Annotated in this window: 13 protein-coding genes; 8 read left to right on the forward strand and 5 right to left on the reverse strand. The window is 62.6% G+C overall.

From position 1 onward, the window contains the following. Positions 1-10: 10 nt before the first annotated feature. A complete protein-coding gene (locus ACEVBK_RS18690) occupies positions 11-1,648 on the reverse strand; it encodes a SulP family inorganic anion transporter (protein ID WP_375056386.1) in 1,638 nt (545 codons plus the stop codon). After that, positions 1,645-3,177 carry a choline-sulfatase gene (gene betC, locus ACEVBK_RS18695; protein WP_375056387.1) on the reverse strand — a complete coding sequence of 511 codons (1,533 nt, stop codon included), beginning with the start codon at positions 3,175-3,177 and terminating at the stop codon, positions 1,645-1,647. The genes ACEVBK_RS18690 and betC overlap by 4 nt, the downstream gene beginning before the upstream one ends. A gap of 275 nt (positions 3,178-3,452) precedes the next feature. On the opposite strand from betC, the gene ACEVBK_RS18700 reads away from it, so the two are divergent. Beyond that, positions 3,453-4,373 (forward strand): LysR substrate-binding domain-containing protein, encoded by a 921-nt coding sequence (locus ACEVBK_RS18700; protein ID WP_375056388.1) that lies wholly within the window; start codon positions 3,453-3,455, stop codon positions 4,371-4,373. Between the two features lie 96 nt (positions 4,374-4,469). On the opposite strand, the gene ACEVBK_RS18705 is transcribed toward ACEVBK_RS18700, so the two are convergent. Continuing rightward, on the reverse strand, positions 4,470-5,681 hold the full coding sequence (locus ACEVBK_RS18705; RefSeq protein ID WP_375056389.1) for a DcaP family trimeric outer membrane transporter: 1,212 nt from the start codon (positions 5,679-5,681) through the stop codon (positions 4,470-4,472). 561 nt (positions 5,682-6,242) lie between these two features. On the opposite strand from ACEVBK_RS18705, the gene trpB reads away from it, so the two are divergent. Next, positions 6,243-7,421 (forward strand): tryptophan synthase subunit beta, encoded by a 1,179-nt coding sequence (trpB, locus tag ACEVBK_RS18710; protein WP_375058606.1) that lies wholly within the window; start codon positions 6,243-6,245, stop codon positions 7,419-7,421. A 45-nt stretch (positions 7,422-7,466) separates the two neighbouring features. On the opposite strand, the gene ACEVBK_RS18715 is transcribed toward trpB, so the two are convergent. Continuing rightward, the gene (locus tag ACEVBK_RS18715; RefSeq protein WP_375056390.1) at positions 7,467-8,639 is read right to left on the reverse strand and encodes an NAD(P)/FAD-dependent oxidoreductase; all 1,173 of its coding nucleotides are present in this window, start codon (positions 8,637-8,639) and stop codon (positions 7,467-7,469) included. 95 nt (positions 8,640-8,734) lie between these two features. Between ACEVBK_RS18715 and ACEVBK_RS18720 the strand changes: the two genes are divergently transcribed. Together ACEVBK_RS18720 and ACEVBK_RS18725 are read left to right on the forward strand one after the other, a co-directional pair. After that, on the forward strand, positions 8,735-9,907 hold the full coding sequence (locus tag ACEVBK_RS18720; protein ID WP_375056391.1) for a methyltransferase: 1,173 nt from the start codon (positions 8,735-8,737) through the stop codon (positions 9,905-9,907). A 136-nt stretch (positions 9,908-10,043) separates the two neighbouring features. Then, a complete protein-coding gene (locus ACEVBK_RS18725) occupies positions 10,044-10,484 on the forward strand; it encodes a universal stress protein (RefSeq protein WP_094041396.1) in 441 nt (146 codons plus the stop codon). 299 nt (positions 10,485-10,783) lie between these two features. On the opposite strand, the gene ACEVBK_RS18730 is transcribed toward ACEVBK_RS18725, so the two are convergent. Next, positions 10,784-11,707, reverse strand: a complete 924-nt coding sequence (locus ACEVBK_RS18730) for a LysR family transcriptional regulator (protein WP_375056392.1) — start codon at positions 11,705-11,707, stop codon at positions 10,784-10,786. Positions 11,708-12,171: 464 nt separating this feature from the next. Here ACEVBK_RS18730 and ACEVBK_RS18735 point away from each other — a divergent pair, with 464 nt between their 5' ends. The 4 genes from ACEVBK_RS18735 to ACEVBK_RS18750 all read left to right on the forward strand — a co-directional run bounded on the left by ACEVBK_RS18735 (position 12,172) and on the right by ACEVBK_RS18750 (position 17,153). Next, positions 12,172-13,041 (forward strand): carboxylate/amino acid/amine transporter, encoded by an 870-nt coding sequence (locus tag ACEVBK_RS18735; protein WP_375056393.1) that lies wholly within the window; start codon positions 12,172-12,174, stop codon positions 13,039-13,041. Positions 13,042-13,562: 521 nt separating this feature from the next. Beyond that, complete coding sequence (locus ACEVBK_RS18740; protein WP_375056394.1) at positions 13,563-14,699, forward strand: heparan-alpha-glucosaminide N-acetyltransferase domain-containing protein; 1,137 nt, start codon at positions 13,563-13,565, stop codon at positions 14,697-14,699. A 236-nt stretch (positions 14,700-14,935) separates the two neighbouring features. Continuing rightward, positions 14,936-15,910, forward strand: a complete 975-nt coding sequence (locus ACEVBK_RS18745) for an MDR family oxidoreductase (RefSeq protein WP_375056395.1) — start codon at positions 14,936-14,938, stop codon at positions 15,908-15,910. A 241-nt stretch (positions 15,911-16,151) separates the two neighbouring features. Then, complete coding sequence (locus ACEVBK_RS18750) at positions 16,152-17,153, forward strand: CobW family GTP-binding protein (RefSeq protein ID WP_375056396.1); 1,002 nt, start codon at positions 16,152-16,154, stop codon at positions 17,151-17,153. Positions 17,154-17,198: the final 45 nt, after the last annotated feature.

Consider the following 17,198-nt stretch of genomic DNA (forward strand, 5'->3'; position numbering starts at 1 on the left):
GAAATCCCTCTCAGATTCCTATCGTCACTGGCCTGCCGTGGCAATCATCGCCGTCGACAAGATGAGCCCGTTGTAAACGGGCCATGACGTCGGGTTTGGTCCAAACCAAGTACAGTTTCCCACCCCGGCCATGGCAACGTCTGGCCTGGTGCCGGAGCAGATGAATACCGCTCAAGTCGATAAAGTTGATGCCCGCCGCCAGGATCACCAGATTCGGTTGGTCACAACGCTCGAGTCGTTGGGCAACCGAGTCACAGGCGCCGAAAAACAGCGAACCGTCGATCCGGACGACATTGCAGCTTGGCTCCTCCAGGGCCTGCTGAATCTCCAGGGGGGCGGCTGACAGCATGCATTCCACCACCGGCGGCCGGGTGGTACGACGCAGGTAGAGTACCAACGAGGCCAGCACGCCGAAGTAAATGGCAAACTCCAGGGCCAGCAACAGGGTGCTGAAGAAGGTGATAAGCAACACCGCCGTTTCCGAACGGCTGGTGAACAACGCTTCGCGGATCCCCTTGCGGTCGACCAGCCTCGCGGCCACCAGCAGCAACAGGCCGGCCATGGCCGGTATCGGCACATGATGCAGCAAGGGTGCGGCCAGCAGCATAATGGGCACCAGGAACAGCGCGGACAGTACCGCCGCCAGTGGCGAGCCGGCCCCGGCGCTGGCATTGAGCCCCGAACGGGTGAACGACCCCGAGGAGACATAACCGGAAAAAAAGGCGCCACCTATGTTGGACAACCCCTGCCCGATAAACTCCTGGTTGCTGTTCAGCCGCTCGCCCGAACGCAGAGCGAAAGCCCGCGCGATCGCCGTGGCCTCGACCAGCCCCAGCAACCCCAGGGCGATGGCGCCGGGGACCAGTGACCGTAGCGAGTCGGGTGAAAAATCCGGCATCGAGAGCGGCGGCAGCCCCGCCGGTACCGCGGCAATACGCGGGATCAGGGCGTGCTGTGGGTCGAGCCAGGCGGCCAACAGCGAGGCGGCCACCAGTACCAGCAGCATGCCCGGCCAGCGCGGCAGCCAACGCTGGAATGCCAGGCAGGCCGCGACCGTGAAGCCGGCGATCAGCACGGCGTCGAACCGAACATCGCCCAAACGCGACCAGAGGCCGAGAAAACCGACGTGCTCCTCGAACACCAGCCCCAACGCATGGGGAAGCTGGCTGATGGCGATGATCAGGGCGGCACCGGCGGTGAAGCCCATCACCACCGAATGCGAGACGAGATTGACCAGCGCCCCCAGCCGCGCCAGGCCCAGCAGCAACTGGAAGACCCCGGCGAGAAAGGTCAGCGTCAGCGCCAGGATAATGAACTCGCCGCTGCCCGCCTCGGCAAAGGGTTTCAGGGTCGCGAACAAGGCAATCGACAGTGCCGCCGTCGGCCCGCTGATCATTTGCCGCGATGAACCGAACAAGGCGGCCAACACGGCCGGGACCATGGCGGTGTAAAGACCGTACTCCGGTGGCAGCCCGGCCAGCAAGGCATAGGCCACCCCCTGGGGCACGACCAGCACCGCACCGGTCAGGCCGGCGATGGCATCACCGCGCAGCGAGCGCGAGTTCTGCTGCGGCAGCCAGCCGAGAAACGGCAGCCAGCGCTGCAGCCTGGCCGGTGCCCGGCGGGTGTCGGTCGGCGACGTCATCATGGCCGGTCGGCAGATGCCACCGGGAAGCGCGCACGTCGCTCCAGATCATCCAGATCGATGATGTTGCGCATGTACTGGGTGCTGGCGTCGAACACCGGCTGGTGATCCCAGGCCGTGACCTTGCCCTTCATCAGGGAGCGAGCGACCAGCTTGCGGCGCCGTTGGCTGGCAATGACATCATCGTATAACCGCCCATAGTCCCAGCGGCGGGTAATCTCGTTGCGGAACTCCTGGCGCAGCCCCTGGTGGGCGGGATCCGCGGCCAGGTTGTTGAGTTCCAGCGGATCGGCCTCGAGATCGAACAATTGGTCGGGATCCGGGGCGGTGTGGACAAACTTGTAGCGTCCACGGCGGATCATCAGCAAGGGGGCGATGGCCCCTTCGCCGAGGTATTCACCGATCACCTCGTCGTGGCCGCCCTTGCCGGTCAGGTGCGGCAACAGGCTGCGACCGTCGATGGGAGCGGCGTATTCCGGTGCGACACCATCGCGGGCGAGTTCGACAAAAGTGGGCAGCAGATCCATGGTCGACACCGATTCGGCAACGCGCCGCGGGGCGAAACGAGCGGGAGCGTGGACCAGCATCGGCACCCGGGCCGAATCCTCGAACCAGCTCATCTTGTACCAGAGGCCGCGCTCGCCGAGCATATCACCATGGTCGCCGGAGAAGACGATGATGGTGTCCTCCTCCAGGCCGCATTCCTTCAGCGTCGCCAGCACCTCGCCGATGCGGTCGTCGACATAGCTGAGCGCGCCGTAATAGGCATGGCGGGCGTTGCGGATCTGCTCGTCACCGAGGGTCTCCTCATTGAGCTGGTAGACATGGCGCAGCCGCTCGGAGTGGGGATCCGATTGCTCCCGTGAATAAGGTACCCGGGGCATGTCGATGTCGTCGTGGTTGTAGCGATCCCAGTACTGCTGCGGGATGGTGTAGGGATCGTGCGGGTGGGTCAGCGACACCGTCAGGCAGAAGGGCCGCCGCTCGCCGTTGCGTACGTAATCGTAGAGGAAGCGCCTGGCGCGGAAGGTGACCTCGTCGTCGAAGTCGAGCTGGTTGGAGCGCACGCAGGGGCCGGCCTGGGTGACCGAGGACATGTTGTGGTAGTAGCTCGGGCGGGTCTCGAAGTCTTCCCAGTCGACCACCCAGCCGTAATCCGCCGGGTAGATGTCGGTGGTCAGGCGCTCTTCGAAGCCATGCAACTGGTCCGGGCCGCAGAAATGCATCTTGCCGGAGAGGGCGGTGTAGTAGCCGACATCGCGCAGGTAGTGGGCGAAGGTCGGAGTATCGGCCGCAAAATCGGCGGCGTTGTCGTAGCCGCCGGTGCGCGACGGCAGTTGGCCGGACATCAGGGTGAAACGCGAGGGCGCGCACAGCGGGCTGTTGCAGTAGGCCGAATCGAAGACCACCCCTTCGGCTGCCAGGCGCGACAGCTGCGGCGTCTTGACCAGGGGGTGGCCGTAGATGGGCAGGGCCGAGGCCGTCATCTGGTCGGCCATCAGGAACAGGATGTTGGGTTGCTTGGCGGTCACGCAGGGATCCTCCCGGGGTAGTTACGACGATAGGTGTCGGGTCCTGCCGTCAGTCTCTCTCCTGCTTCCGGGGGCTGTAAACTCGTTGATTTTTTATACTTCTCATTAGCCAGACTAATGTCGTATCAAGGTAAGGCAGGGTCGCCCATCGAACGATAAGCTGCTATTACTGCTTATACACTCGAAAGTCACCAGAAGGCCATTAGTCAAGTTAATGCTGAGGCCGGACCTGTCCGCCGCTGGCCCTCTGCGTGCCTATTCATGGAGCGATCAGGATGGTGACCTTACTGGGCGGGGTGGTGTCGCCCAACAGCCTGCGCGTCTTCGAGACGGCGGCTCGACATTTGAGCTTTACTCTGGCGGCCAGAGAACTGCGCTCGACCCAGTCGGCGGTCAGCCAGCATATCCGCGCCCTTGAAGAACGGCTGGGCCTGCCCCTGTTCGAGCGCATTTATCGCGGCGTCCGGCTGACCGAAGCGGGGCAAGCCCTGTTTCTCAGCGTTCAGGACGGGTTCGCCACCATAGAGCGGACCCTGACGGCGCTGCTGCACCAGAACCAGCATCCCAGGGTCAATATCCTGACCGATTTCTCGTTCGCGGCGTACTGGCTGATGCCCAGGCTGCCGTCGTTCCGCCGGCAATATCCCCATATCGATGTGCGTATCATGACCAGCCAGGGGCCGCCAGACTGGCAGGACAGGGAGGTGGATGTCGCCATCGTGTTTTGCGACGAGCGGGCCCTGACGTCGGTCCCGCTGTTGTTTCCCGAAGAGGTCTTTCCGGTCTGCAGCCCCGGCTTCCTGCAACAGCATGGTCCTCTGAACGAGCTCGAAAAACTCACTCAGATACCCCTGCTGGCGCTGGACACCCAGGGACAAAGCTGGCTGGACTGGACCGAGTATTTCCGGCTGCTCGGTGGCACCGGCTACCTCGGCACCCCCGAACTGACGTTCAACAACTACACCCTGCTGATCCAGGCGGCCATCGCCGGGCAGGGGGTCGGCATGGGGTGGAAGGGCCTGGTCGACCACCTGCTCGAGGGCGGCATGCTGGTCGGGCTGGAGTCACTGAGCCTGCGTACCCGGCGGGGCTACGGCCTGATCGACGTCCGGCCCGAAGTAACCGGCGAGGCGAAGCGCGTGCTGCTGGAATGGATATTGTCCTGCTGCGCCTCGGACAAGGCGCCGCCTGCCTGAAATAAGAGCCGCCTTTCTCGATAAAGCGCGACGAACCAAAAAAAGCCCGCCGGCAACATGGTCGGCGGGGAAAAAGTCAGTAGGCGTTAACGTGGATCAGAATTGATACTGGGCGCTTAATTGCAGACGATTGGCGTCCCGCTTGTCACCACCTATGGTTTTAAGGTCGACGCGCTGGTATTCGGCACCTACCATCAACCGGTCGGTCACACCCCATATAACGTTGGCAAAGCCGTAATCCACTTTATCGAAGTGAGCATCGTAGCCGCTGTTTTTGGGCAGATCCTGCTCCAGCCGGGAATAACCAATGGAGCTGAACCACTGGGGATTCCAGTTATGGTTGAGCGACACACCGCCACCCTGGATATCCACCGCCTCCAGGCTGCCATTGCGCACATACACATCCGGTGCACTGCGGTGCCCTTTGTTGCCCGGGTTACCCATATAATTACCGATGCCCGAGCCGATGACATAGCTGCCGTTCAGCTTGGTACTGGCCAACAGCGGCAGGCTGAACTGGGCCTGCACCCCATAGCCAGTGGTCTTGTCGTCCACCACATTGGCCAGATTTTTGTCGTTGGTGGACAGCTCGCGCACCACGCCAGACAGCGCCAGCATGCGCTGGTATTCATAACGCAGGGTCAGATCCGGCAGCCGGCTTTCCTCTTTGGCAATGGCCACATTGGGGCTGGCAATCACGGTATCCGGCTTCTCCAGGGCGGCCGACAGGGTGCCGTCACCCAGCTTGTGGGTATAACGGATCTGGCCCTGTCGCTGCATGGAGTAGCCGATGGGGTCACCCAGGGCCAGGGTGTGGGTGCCGCCCACGAAGCTCATGAAGTTGCTCCAGGTGTGACCGGCCAAAAAACCCGCGTAATCACCATAGGCATGACGCAGGTTCAACTTGCCATCGGGCAGAAAGTGCACCTCGAGGTAGGTGTTCAGGTTGCCGTAGTCGGTCTGGGTGTGGGTGCGGAAGTTGAGCCGGCTTTCATAGGCGGTAAAATCGGTACGGCCATCGGTGGCATTGGCCGCCGGATTCAGCAGGTTGAAGGGGCTGGTGGCGTCGCCCAGGTCGTAATCGGTGTCGTACATCATATCCAGCTTGATATAGCCGCCGAAGGCGATGTCGGTTTTGCTGCCGGGGATATTGATGGTGGTTCTATGGTTCCAGGGCGGTCCTACCCGGCTCGGCTCGCCGGTTACTATGGGTTGACCGGCCGGAGCCACCGGCATGGCCGCCAGCAAGGGGGTGCTGGTCAGACCCACGGCAAAAAAGACGGACAGTGCGACCTTGTTTATTTTCATTGTTCACTCACTCCATGGTTGTTATTGGGTATTAATAAGACGTCCATATCCTTGCATTACCGCTCGCCTGACTGGCCGATAAAACGTGGTACCAGAACAGGCAACGTGAGTTGGGTTATTTAATTGTTTCTCTCCACGGATATCACACGCGGAAATATCTCACCCTTTTATTAAGATCACTGACATAGTCAGAGTTTTATTAAACCAGGCTTGTAGCCAATAATGGCAATATTAATAACAATAAGGCCGGATCTTTAGTAATAGTGTTTCAGGGGAAGGTATATTTACATTCATATACCTGAAGGGCTGAATACGCCTGCCGGCCCCCCTTTTCGTGGCGGACAATCTAGCGCACCGTGACAGATGGCAATATTCAGTTTTGATGTTAAGCATGTGCAAATATTATGTTTCATTAATGATAGCAAGACCTCACCCTGGCCCGGCTCGGCGTCCTGTAGCAGAAGAGACTTGCCCCCGGCCTCCTGCTATGCTGCGGCCCTCCCCCCCAGGGCCTCCAGGCCCGCAACCGCATAAGGAGCCAGTGTGGACTATCAAAAGAACATGCCCGACGCCGAGGGCTATTTCGGCGAATTCGGCGGCGCCGAGATCCCGCCGCAACTGAAGCAGGCCATGAACGATATCGCCCAGGCCTACCATAAAATCTGCCAGCGGGAAGACTTCCGGCAGGAACTGCAGCGGCTGCTCACCCACTTCGTGGGCCGACCCAGCCCCGTCTACCACTGCGAGCGGCTGAGCAAGCAACTGGGCGGTGCCCAGATCTACCTGAAGCGGGAAGATCTCAACCACACCGGCGCCCACAAGATCAACCACTGCCTGGGTGAGGCCCTGCTGGCCCGCTTTATGGGCAAGAAAAAGGTGATCGCCGAAACCGGCGCCGGCCAGCACGGCGTGGCTCTGGCCACCGCCTGCGCCCTGGTGGGCATCCCTTGCGAGATCCACATGGGCCAGGTCGATATCGAGAAAGAGCATCCCAATGTGATGCGCATGAAGATACTGGGCTGTACCCTGATACCGGTCACCCGGGGCACCGCCACCCTGAAGGACGCGGTGGACAGTGCCTTCGAGGAATACCTGAAAAACCCCACCGACTATATCTACGCCATCGGTTCGGTGGTGGGCCCACACCCCTTCCCCATGATGGTGCGCGACTTCCAGAAGGTAATTGGCCAGGAAGCCCGGGTCCAATTCCAGGAAATGACCGGCCGGCTGCCGGACTTGATCATGGCCTGCGTGGGCGGTGGCTCCAACGCCATGGGGCTGTTCGACGCCTTCCTCAACGACGAGTCGGTGCGCATCATGGGCGTGGAGCCCGCCGGCAAGGGACTGGATACCCCGGATCACGCCGCCACCCTGACCCTGGGCAGGCCCGGCGTGATCCATGGCTTCCACTGCCATCTGCTGCAGGACGAGCAGGGCGAACCCCTGCCGGTGCATTCCATCGCCTCCGGCCTGGACTACCCGGGCGTGGGCCCCCAGCACAGCTACCTGAAGGAAATGGGCCGGGTGGAATACCAGAGCATCACCGATCAGGAATGCCTGGACGCCTTTATGACCCTGTCCCGCACCGAGGGCATCATCCCCGCCCTGGAAAGCGCCCATGCCGTGGCCCAGGCCATCAAGCTGGCTCCCACCATGGCCCCGGAGCAAAACATTCTGGTCAACCTGAGCGGCCGGGGTGACAAGGATCTGGACTACGTCTGTCGTCGGCTGGGGCTGTAACCCGTCGCCTGGCCAGGGGCCGCCACGACGGCCCCTGGCGTCGCCTCACACCACCTGGCCGGCGCACCAGCCGGAGCTCCAGGCCCACTGGAAATTGTAGCCGCCCAGCCAGCCGGTGACGTCCATCACCTCGCCCACGAAATAGAGGTTGGGCACCTTGTTGGCCATCATGGTCTTGGAGGAGAGTTCGTGGGTGTCTACCCCGCCCAGGGTCACCTCGGCGGTGCGGTAACCCTCGGTGCCGCCGGGCTGCAGCGGCCAGGCCGTCAGCCTTTGCTCAATCGCCGCCAGCTCCCTGGGGGTGTATTGCTTGAGCGGCTTGTTCACCAGCCCTTCCCGCGCCAGCAGCGCCTCCACCAGCCGCCTGGGCAACTGGCGGCCGAGCCAGGTCTTCAGCTCCTGGTTGGGGCAGTCCGCCACCCCCTCGGCCAGCCGGCCGACGGGCAGCAATTCGAAGCGCACCCGCTCGCCGGGCTGCCAGTAGGAGGAGATCTGCAGCACCGCCGGGCCGGACACCCCCCTGTGGGTGAACAGCAGGTTTTCGGCGAAGCGGGTGCCGTCCTCGCTCTCGGCCACCACCGGCAGGCTCACCCCGGCCAGGGGCTCCAGGCTTTCCTTGTCTTCCGGCTGCAGGGTGAAGGGCACCAGGCCGGCCCGGGTCGGCAATACCTTGAGGCCGAACTGCTCCGCCAGCTTGTAGCCGAAGGGTGAGGCGCCGATCTTGGGCATGGACAGGCCACCGGTCGCTACTACCAGGGAGTGACAGCTGTACTGCTCGCCGGCAGTCGCTACCATAAAGCCCTCGCCCAGCCGGTCCACCTCCAGGATCTCTGCCCGCAGGCGGATGCTGACGCCGGCCTGATCGCACTCCTTCACCAGCATATCGACGATATTCTGCGCAGAATCGTCGCAGAACAGCTGACCCAGGGTCTTTTCGTGGTAGCCGATGCCGTGCTGCTCCACCAGGGCGATAAAGTCCCACTGGGTGTAGCGGGCCAGCGCCGACTTGACGAAATGGGGGTTGGCGCAGAGAAACGCCTTGGGCTCCACCTGGTAGTTGGTGAAGTTGCAGCGGCCGCCGCCGGACATCAATATCTTGCGGCCGATGCGCTTGCCGTGATCCAGCACCAGTACCCGGCGCCCCCGTCTGCCCGCCTCGGCAGCACACATCAGGCCGGCGGCACCGGCGCCGATCACAATCACATCCCAGGCCTGCATGGGGCTCCCCTCTCGTCGACACAAAGGCGCTATTCTAGCGTCCCCGGCCCGGCCCCGCTATCACGGCGCCGAGCGCGGCGCTATAATCCGCAACCATGAACGACCTGGCCGACCTTTTCCACCAACTGAGCACCCTGCTGCACCGCACCCGCGGCGACTGGCAGCGCTATCCCTTTGCCTGCGATTCCCTGCCCTGGCCGGAGCTCGCCCCCCTGCTCGAAGCGATGGACGAGGTCCGGCTGGATGCGCTTGAGGCCGACCCGGCCGCGGCCCTGGCCGGCTTCGCCGAGTGGCGCCCGGACGCGGTTGCCCTTAACCGGCTGCATGTCGCCGAGCTGGAACGGGCCGCCGACTATGCCACGCCGCGCTGGAGCAACGGCATCCCCGGGCGTAAATGGGCGCAGATCAAGGATTTTGCCGCCAATATCACCGGATCTGATCCCATACTGGAGTGGTGCGCCGGCAAGGGCCACCTCGGCCGGCTGCTGGCCCAGCAGTCGGCACGACCGGTCACCAGCCTGGAATGGAACCCGGATCTGTGCCGCCAGGGCGAGCAGTTGGCCGACCGGCTAGGGCTCGATCACCGCTTTATCTGCGCCGATGCCCTGGCGCCGGAGACCGCGGCCCTGTTCAATCCGGAACAACAGGCCCTGGCCCTGCACGCCTGCGGCGAGCTGCACCTGCGCTTCCTGCGCCATGCGGCCGCGGCCGGCACCCGGGCGCTGGCGCTCTCCCCCTGCTGCTACCACCTGATCGAGGGCGAACGCTACCGGCCCCTGTCCGCCGCCGGCCGGGCCCGGGATCTCGGGCTCGACCGCCAGGATCTGCGCCTGCCACTGCAACAGCAGGTGACCGGCGGCGAACGAATACGCCGGCTGCGCCGCATCGAGCTGAGCTGGCGGCTGGCCTTCGACGAGCTGCAGCGGGCGCTGAGGGGGCAGGATCGGTACCTGCCGCTGCCTTCCTTCCCCAAGCAGCTGCTGAGCGGCGATTTCGCCGACTTCGCCCGTTGGGCCTGCGGGCAGAAGGGGATCCCCGCCCCCGCCACCATCGACGGCGAACAGTGGCTGGCCCGGGCCGAGCCGCGCCGGCTGATGGTTCAGCGCATCGAACTGGTGCGCCACCTCTACCGCCACCCGCTGGAGCTGTGGCTGCTGCTGGACCGGGCCCTGTTCCTGGAAGAGCAGGGCTACCGGGTGCGCCTGGGTACCTTTACCGAACCGGCCAACAGCCCCCGTCGCTATTTGATCCAGGCCAGCCGGGACTGAAATAGCGCCCCGGCCATCTTGTCCCGGCCGCCCGTCCTGGCCTATGCTGCTGGCATCAGGCGCGATGCGAAATTCCCGCCCAGCTCACGGTTTAACGGCTAATGGATTGATAGACTTGGAAAAAAGGAGAAGTGCCATGACAGAACCCTATCAGTACAAGCACATACTGGCGGCGGTCGACATGACCGAGAAAAACCGCAAGGTGATCGCCAAGGCGGTGGATCGCGCCCGAGCCAACCAGGCCAAGTTGTCGGTGATCCACGTGGATGTGGATCTCAAGGATCTCTACACCGAGATGATCGATATCGATATCGACAATATCCAGGATCAGGTGGTGGCCGACGCCAAGCAGCGGCTGGAAGAATACCTGGGCGATCTGGGCTACCCCATCGAGAAAAAGCTGGTGATCTGCGGCGATCTGGCGCTGAAAGTAAACGAAGCGGTGGAGCAGAACCAGATCGACCTGCTGGTCTGCGGCCATGAGCAGAGTTTCTGGAGCCTGCTCACCTCGTCGGCCCGCCAACTGATGAATACCGTGCCCTGCGACATGCTGGTGGTGCCCCTGCCCAAGGAATAAGCCCCAAGGGCAGCTGGCTGCTGACAAACCTTCGGGCTTGCCTAAACAGGCAACCGGAACCAAAACTGGCGGACAAAGGGAACGGCCCCGACGACCGTCACAAGCCAGGGACGCGAAGCGCCTTGCACCGGCGTTAACGCCGCGACCGAGTTGCCAGTGGCAAGTCGCAGCGCGGCGATAACGACGGTTTACGCGACATTCGGCATGGGCGAGCTTACATGGATGTACTCGTAGCGTGTCGGCGGAGTTGGCCGACACCTGCCAGTGAAACAGGCGCTGTTGTCATCAAGCCGAGGCCCTCACTCCACCCTGCACAAGCTCTCCCCCACCTCCCGCAGCAGCTGCCGGAACCAGACCAGCGCCGGATCGAACTCGGTCAGCGGATGCTGGGCCAACACATAGGTGCTGTACAGCGGCTCGTCCAGGCGATGGCTCTGCAACGGGTAATAATGGCAGAAATCCCGGGCGATCAGCTCAGGTACCATGGCCAGGTAACGGCCGGTGGCCAGCAGCTTGGGCAGCGCCTCGAAACTCGGCACCCACACGGCGATATGGCGCTCCAGCCCCTTTTCCTTAAGCCAGTGTTCCACCAGGGTCTGGTTGTGACCCCAGGTGGAGGTGGACACATGGCTCCAGGCCACCAGTTCGGCGGCCGACAACACCTCGGGCAGGGCACTGCCCCGCGCCGACAGGCACACCATGGGATTATCGAACCAGGGCTCGCTCAGCAACCGGTGGGAAAGGTGGCCGGCGCCGGCAAAACCCACCACCAGATCCAGCCCGCCCCGGGCCAGGCTGTCTTCGTAGTCGGAGTCCACCAGCTCGCTGATGGCCAGCCGGCAGGCCGGCGCCCGCCGGTGCAGCAGTTCCACCAACTGGGGCACGGCGCCGTGCTCGATAGAGGAAGGCACCGCCAGGCGAAAGGTCCGGGTGGAGGAATCGGGCTCGAACCCCGCCGACTGGCGCACCCCCTGCTCCAGCAGGGCCAGGGCCTGGCGCACCGGCGCCGCCAGCGCCTGGGCCCGGCCCGTGGGCCGCATCTCCTTACGGGTCATTACGAACAGGGGATCGTCCAGGGCCAGGCGCAGCCGGGCCAGGGCGTGGCTGACGGTGGACTGGGACAGGTTCAACTGCTCCGCCGCCCGGGTTACGTTGCGGCTGTGCATCAGCACGTCGAACACCCGCAGCAGGTTCAGATCCAACCGTTGGTACAGATTATCCATCGATATTTACCATATATTCATGGTGATAATTCATTTCTGACATAGATTATCTGACCATAGAATGTGCGCCACAGACAAGTTAATCGTCGGCGTGGTGAGGTTGTTTCATCCGGCGGCCTGGCCGAACAAGGTTCTGGACATGGTGGCATCATGGGGGGTACTGCCTGTCTGTCGTAGTGTCGGGGTTATTCGAGGTAATCCCGATATGGCGGCAAAAACGGAATGTTCGGGTCGGGCGGCGCGGGTTACCACGCTGACAACCTTTTCGGGCGCTATGCCCAAGAGTTCTGCGTGTGGTGTTGAACCACTTTGTTTGGGGACGTCATTCTCTCCTTTATGACAAACCTGATGTTGGTCCCGGGCCGGTGCATTGCGCCGGCTTTTTTTATGGGCCCGCGGCTGGATCAGCCCCGCACTTTACGCCATTATGGCGCCCCATCTTTACCAATGGCGAAAATTCCTCCATGTCTTATCTGGTGTTCGTAACCCTGCTGTGGGCCTTTTCCTTCAGCCTGATCGGCGTCTACCTGGCCGGCGCCGTGGACAGCTACTTCTCGGTGCTGAGCCGCGTTGCCCTGGCCGCCCTGCTATTCCTGCCCCTTATCTCCTGGCGCCAGCCGCCCCGGCTGGTTCTGGGGCTGATGGCCTGCGGCGCCGTGCAGCTCGGCATCATGTACCTCTTCTATTACCAGTCGTTCCTGCTGCTGACGGTACCGGAGGTGCTGCTCTTCACCGTGCTCACCCCCCTCTACGTCACCCTGATCTACGATCTGCTCAACCGTCGTTTCAACCCCGGCTACCTACTCACCGCCGCCCTGGCGGTGCTGGGCGCCCTGGTGATCCGCTTCGACGGCATCACCGACGCCTACCTGCTCGGCTTCGCCGTGGTCCAGGGCGCCAACCTCAGTTTCGCCCTCGGCCAGGTCGGCTACAAGGTGCTGATGGAGCGCTATCCCCGGCATCCACCGCAACACAAGCTGTTCGGCTACTTCTACCTGGGCGCCCTGCTGGTGGTGGTGCCAGCCTGGCTGCTGCTCGGCACCGACCGCTACCCCACCACCGGCCTGCAGTGGGGCATACTGCTGTGGCTGGGCCTGGGTGCCTCGGGCCTGGGCTATTTCCTGTGGAACAAGGGCGCCACCCGGGTCAATGCCGGCGCCCTGGCCATCATGAACAACGCCCTGGTGCCGGCGGGCCTGGTGGTCAACCTGCTGATCTGGAACCGGGAGGCGGACCTGCTGCGGCTCGGTTTGGGCGGACTCATCATCATCGCCTCGCTCTGGCTCAACGAAGCCTGGCTCAAGCGCTCTCGGACCGCCCGGGTCTCGGGGTGAGACCGCGAACATTTTTTGAACATCTCGTTCTGCTTGCGCTGAGACTCCTTGTTGGGAGAACCATAATGAGCCTGACCCAGCTCAGTTCCAACTGTGCTTTATTCATTGGCCGCAATCGGCTCATGAACACATCGACGGTGAGCTGACCGCCATTGATGGCAAGGTGCTACGAGGCTTTTACAACCGGTGTGGTCATGGGCCACCGGTTCTTATCGCAGGACTCGGCTCAATGGGCAGAAAGTAAATATAGGTGCCCTCCCCTGGCCCGGATCTCCTTTGCCTGTCTACGCCATGTGAGCAGGCGAGCACGATTACAGATACTGCCAAGTCTGTTCATAAAGGCACCGTGCGACCAGCATCAACTCGATAATGATTCTCTTTTGCAATTGAAAGTGTGAACGTTATTCCTCAAAATAGATCCATACAGACCCCACCTGAAAGCGGGTGAACTGAAACGCTGGGCGCTGACGTGAGTGTATTGAGCCCTGTTGTTGATGAATGGACCTTAGGGAAATGTTTACATGACATCTGAACGGATAACATCATTACCAAAACAATCTATGTCGAGGGTTGCCAGCTTCGACCTGGCCCGCGGGCTGGCCGTGCTCTTTATGATGTTGGTTCATGTTATGGACTTTTACGGTCAGCCCGGCATTGGAGAGACGGCTTTTGGCAAGATTATCAAGTTTCTCGGCAGCCCGCCGGCCGCTCCCATTTTCACCTTCATCATGGGGATTTTTATTGCTTCGTCATCGCGCCAGAGCCTTGCTTCCGGGCTGGCGCGTGCGGCCTGGCTGCTTGCCCTTGGCTACATGCTAAACCTGGCTCGCGGCTCTCTCCCCATGTGGTTGTCATTGCAAATGGGGCTGGTAACTTATGAACAACTTGGTGGTTATACACCACTTACCGAACTTCTGATTGTCGATATTCTGCAATTCGCAGGCCTGGCGCTGGCAATATGTGTTTTGCTGAAACATTATTTTCCTGATCCTAGGTACTGGATTGTCGCGGGATTGGCCGTGGTGTGCCTTTCTCCCGCACTCTGGGACATTTCCAGCGGCTGGATGGTGCCCGATGCAGCCCTCCAACTGCTCTGGGGAAGCAAAGAGCAGGGAGCCATGTTCCCACTCTTCCCTTGGCTGGCCTTTCCCCTTTTTGGTATGGCCTTTGGCCACTGGTTCGGGCAGAGCGGTTGCCATACCCGTTTTTTCAGAAAGACACTGTGGGCCGGGCTGGTATTAATGACCGCAGGAACAAGTCTGATCTTATTCGACATGGACTTTCATTACGGCTACTACCTGAGGAGCGGCCCGGGGGGAGTTATCTGGATCACAGGTTTTGTGATGGTGTGGCTCTGGCTCTGCCGGTTGATTGTTGGAAAGGCCGGCTCAAACCGCTGCCTGGCGCTGCTGTTTTTCTGGAGCCAAAATGTAACGGTTATTTATGTTCTGCAATGGCTGGTGATTGGCTGGGGGCTCATGTTGGTAGGAGCGCAACAGCTCGATCTTACCAATACGATGCTGGCGATGGCCGTAGTGGTGCTGCTGTCGGATTTGGCCTCACGAGTCTGGCTGAGGTTGCGTGGGCACCACCACCCTGCCCAGGCCATCGAGAGCGGGTCCCAGACAACCGCGGATCCAAAGCTGACCGCCAGGTAACACTGAATGCCGATGTACCTGATGCGCGCATTCACAGCGGGTAAATCGAGGAGCGGCTTGGCCCGTACAGCCGGTTAGTACGAGTCTGACGGCAGCCATCAGGATGGTTGCCGTTTCCAAATAACGGATCTGATGGCGCCGTGGTCACAAAATCGCAATTTAGCCGGTGCCGACCATGGCAATCCGCACCGGTCTCCTTACACTGGGTCCTAGGAAACCGTGCCGAGGAGAACATCATGTTTACCGCCCTACTATTAGAAGAATCCGGCAAACACACCCAAGCCAGCCTGCAACGGCTGAACGAGCACCAGCTTACCACCGGCGACGTGCTGGTGAAGGTTGACTACTCCACCCTCAACTACAAGGACGCCCTGGCCATCACCGGCAAGGGCAGGATAGTGCGCCAGTGGCCCATGGTGCCCGGCATCGACTACGCCGGTACCGTGCTGGCATCGGATCACCCGGACTACCGCATCGGTGACGAGGTGCTGCTCACCGGCTGGGGCGTGGGCGAACAGTACTGGGGCGGCCTGGCGGAGAAGGCCAGCGCCAAGGGCGACTGGCTGATCCCCCTGCCACCGGGCATGAACGCCAAGCGGGCCATGGCCATCGGCACCGCCGGCTTTACCGCCATGCTCAGCCTGATGGCGCTGGAACATGCGGGCATCACCCCCAGCCAGGGCCCGGTGCTGGTCACCGGCGCTACCGGCGGCGTCGGCTCGGTGGCGGTGCGGCTGCTGGCCGGTGCCGGCTTCGAGGTACATGCGGCTACCGGCCGGCCCGAGCACGGCGACTGGCTGACCTCCCTGGGCGCCGCCGCCATCATCCCCCGTGCCGAGCTGGACGCCGAGCCGGCGCCGCTGGAATCCCAGCGCTGGGCCGGCGCCGTGGACACGGTGGGCGGCCGCACCCTGGCCAAAATACTGAGCCAGACCAGGATGGATGGCGCCGTGGCCGCCTGCGGCCTGGCCGGCGGCGTGGCCCTCAACACCACCGTCATGCCCTTTATCCTGCGCGGGGTGCAGCTGCTCGGCATCAACTCGGTCTATATGCCGAAAGAAAAGCGCATCGGCGCCTGGCAGCGGCTGCAGGAAAGCCTGCCGGTCGACTTCGAAGACCAGGCCCAGGTACTGACCCTGGAGCAGAGCATAGAGGCGGCCCGGGATCTGCTGGCCGGCAAGCTCAGGGGCCGGGTGGTAATCCAGCCCTGAGGCATTTGTACGCACTTCATTATGGTCATGCCCGCGAAGGCGGGCATCCGGATGCAGGCAGTGCCGGCCCGAACAACCTGCACTCCAAACTTCGGATCCATGGACTCCCGCCTGCGCGGGAGTGACCATTTCTCGTGTGACCCATACTGCCGGTCGAGGGTGCAAGAAGAGGCTGCGGCCCATACGCGCCGTTGCCAAAATATGTTATAAAGTAACAAAATTACTCTTCACGGACCGACTCATGAGCACGACCGTCACCACCCACCTCGTCATGGGCTTTCTCGGCAGCGGCAAGACCACCCTGCTGCGCCACCTGCTGGCCCACAAGCCGGAGCAGGAGCGCTGGGCCATACTGGTCAACGAGTTCGGCGAAGTGGGCATCGACGGCGCCCTACTCTCGGATCAGGGCGCCACCATCAAGGAAGTGCCTGGCGGCTGCCTGTGCTGCGTGTCCGGCCTGCCCTTCCAGATCGGGCTCAACGCCCTGCTGCACAAGGCCAGGCCCGACCGCCTGCTGATCGAGCCGAGCGGCCTCGGCCACCCCAGCCGCATCCTCGACACCCTCACCAACGAGCACTACCGGGAGACACTGACGCTGGGCCCCGCCTTCTGCCTGGTGGATCCGCGCCAGTGGTCAGATCCGCGCTACCAGCAGCACGACACCTACCAGGATCAGTTGGCCCTGGCAGACATACTGGTGGCCAACAAGACGGACCTGTGCAGCGAGGCCGCGCTCGAGGCCCTGCGCCGGGGCCTGGATGGATACCGGCCACCCAAGCAAGCGCTGGTGGAAGTCTGCCAGGGCCGGCTGGACCCGGCCTGGCTGCAGGGCGCCCACGATCCGGCCCGCCGGGCGGCCCACCCCCAGGCCCACCAGGAAAATGCGCCCCGGCCGCTGCTCGCCGGCCAGGGGCCCCGCCTCAGCCGCGGCCAGCCCTGGCGCCGCTACAGCAACCACGGCCAGGATCATTTCTCCATCGGCTGGCGTTTTCTCGACGAGGTGGTGTTCGACCAGGCGGCGGTCGAGGCCTTCTGTGCCGAGCTGGCGGTGGCTCGGCTGAAGGCGGTGCTGCAGGTGGAGGACGGCTGGCGCGCCTTCAACAAGGTGGATGGCCGGCTCAGCGTCTATCGCCTCGCCCCCCAGCAGGAAGGCCGGCTGGAGCTGATCGATCCCGCTCCCCTGGCCGCCCAGCCGCTGCACCAGCGGCTGATGCAGACGGTACTCTCGCTGCCCTCGTCATAAAACTGTCACGGGATTGTCTTAATCTGCCGACCACAAGGATACGTT

The organism is Zobellella sp. DQSA1, assembly GCF_041950555.1.
Lineage (GTDB): Bacteria > Pseudomonadota > Gammaproteobacteria > Enterobacterales > Aeromonadaceae > Oceanimonas.